Origin of the sequence: Streptomyces sp. FH025, assembly GCF_017427025.1 — a bacterium.
GTDB lineage: Bacteria > Actinomycetota > Actinomycetes > Streptomycetales > Streptomycetaceae > Kitasatospora.
Genome location: NZ_JAFLNG010001046.1, coordinates 1 through 1,816, shown reverse-complemented (window position 1 = coordinate 1,816; position 1,816 = coordinate 1). Strand labels below are relative to the sequence as shown.

Sequence of the window (1,816 nt, the reverse complement as noted above, 5' to 3'; positions counted from 1 at the left end):
AAGTCGGCCTCGTGCCACCAGAAGGGGCGCTCGGTGCCGATGAGTTCGGAGATGACGAAGGCGGTCGCGGGGATGCCGCGGGCGTCGAGGGCGGGCAGGGCGTGGGTGAGGACGCTCCGGTCGGCGTCGTCGAAGGTGACCAGGACGCTCCGCGGCGGCAGCGGCCGCCGTTCGGTGACGGACTGGAGCACGGCTTCGAGCGAGACCGGGGTGGCCAGCCTCCGCAGCCGGTCGAGCTGGGCGCCGAAGGAGCGGTGGTCGGTGACCCCGTGGTAGGCGAGGACGGCGAGCCGCTGGGCGGCCCGGGCCCGGAACAGCGGCTGTACGGGGGCGAACCGCAGCCATTCGCCCCGCGCGTCCTGCTGTTCCGCCTCCAGGGACGGACGGCGCCGGTCCACGCCGTGGTGGTCGGCCGCGCACCCGGTGGGCGGCGGCAGTGCCCGGACACCGGGGGCGGGCCTGGCACGGGCCGTGGAGATCGATGTGGTGGACTGGGACTGCGGCAACGGTTCCCCCTCGGTCGCCGAGCGGCGTGGCGGTACCGCCGGAGGGCGGAGCCCGGCCTCCGACTCCAGACGGCGGCGGCTCCGCCATCTGGGTATTTCCGGTTCCCGGTGGGGGTCAGACCCGTCCCGGGAACGGCTCCTGGATCACTTGATGCCATTGAGACCGCTGCACCGGGTGGATGGTTGTACCGGGGGGACGAGGATTTTTCGTGGACTGATTGTGGAGCCCGAACACGCGTCCGCAAACCGGGACCACACTCCCGGCGGGCGGTCGCGCAAGGTGCCGGAGGCCTCGCTCCGTGCGAGCTGCCTCCGGGGCCCGTCCGGGGTACCTTGGGCTCATGGCAGATGCGGACCGTGATCATTTGCACTTGCACGGCGCGACCCGGATGGCGCGGGCGTGGAGCGGTTGTGCCCTGGTCACCCACCGTGTTCCGCTGACCGTGGTGGGGCTGGCCTGCCTGGCGCTGGGCATCGTCGTGGCGGTGACCGTTCCGGACAGTGACGGACCGGCCTGGGCGATGGCGGTGGCCGGGTGCCTGGCGGCGGGTGTCCTGCTGCTCGGTCGGATCGCCTTCGGCGTGCTCCGCTACCGGCGGGGTGCCGCGCTCTAGCGGGACCTCCGCGCGGGACCTCCGTGCGGGCTCTCCGTGCGGGCTCTCCGTGCGGGTCCGCCCCGCCGGGACCCCTCCGCCGGGGATTCCCCCGAACGGGGAGTGCGGAACTGCGGAGCGGTGGGTCAGTAGATCGAGTGAAATTGGTCAGATCGACCGAATTTCGTCCTGTCGGACAATCTTCTTCCGCCTTCTTTCGCCATTCCCGGACGGTGGCTTCATCCCCCCTCTACTGTGAATGCGTTCTCGCTGCTCGAAGCGCCGTGGAGGGGGAGCGATGAGCGGCAGACCGGATCTCACCGTGTCCGCCTCATGAAACGCGGTGGCGACCTCGCCCTCGCCGCCCTGGCCGCGATCGTCGCACTCCCGCTGGGCCTGTTGATCGCCGTCCTGCTCCGCTGCGCCACCGGCGGCCCGGTGCTGCAACGGCAGACCCGCACCGGGCGGCACGGCCGGGAGTTCCAGCTCCTGCGCTTCCGGACCGGCCGGGGCGGCCGCCTCGGCACCGTGCTGCGCCGCACCGGCCTGGACGAGCTGCCGCGGCTGTGGAACGTGGCCCGAGGCGAGATGGGGGTGATCGGCCCCCGCCCGGACCGTCCCGACCAGGTGCTCCGCTACTCCCGCCGCGAGCGCGGCCGCCTCGCCGTACGGCCCGGACTCACCGGCTGGGCCCAGCTCCACGCCCACCACCCGCTC

The 1,816-nt window shown here is 72.8% G+C and carries 3 protein-coding genes; 2 read left to right on the top strand and 1 reads right to left on the bottom strand.

All coding sequences use genetic code 11. From position 1 onward, the window contains the following. On the bottom strand, positions 1-506 hold a 506-nt coding region (locus J0670_RS37110; protein WP_243438055.1), incomplete at its 3' end, for a polysaccharide deacetylase family protein. Between the two features lie 371 nt (positions 507-877). Between J0670_RS37110 and J0670_RS37105 the strand changes: the two genes are divergently transcribed. After that, positions 878-1,120, top strand: a complete 243-nt coding sequence (locus J0670_RS37105; RefSeq protein WP_207817182.1) for a hypothetical protein — start codon at positions 878-880, stop codon at positions 1,118-1,120. A gap of 312 nt (positions 1,121-1,432) precedes the next feature. Next, positions 1,433-1,816: sugar transferase (locus J0670_RS37100; protein WP_207817181.1), on the top strand; the 384-nt coding region annotated here is incomplete at its 3' end.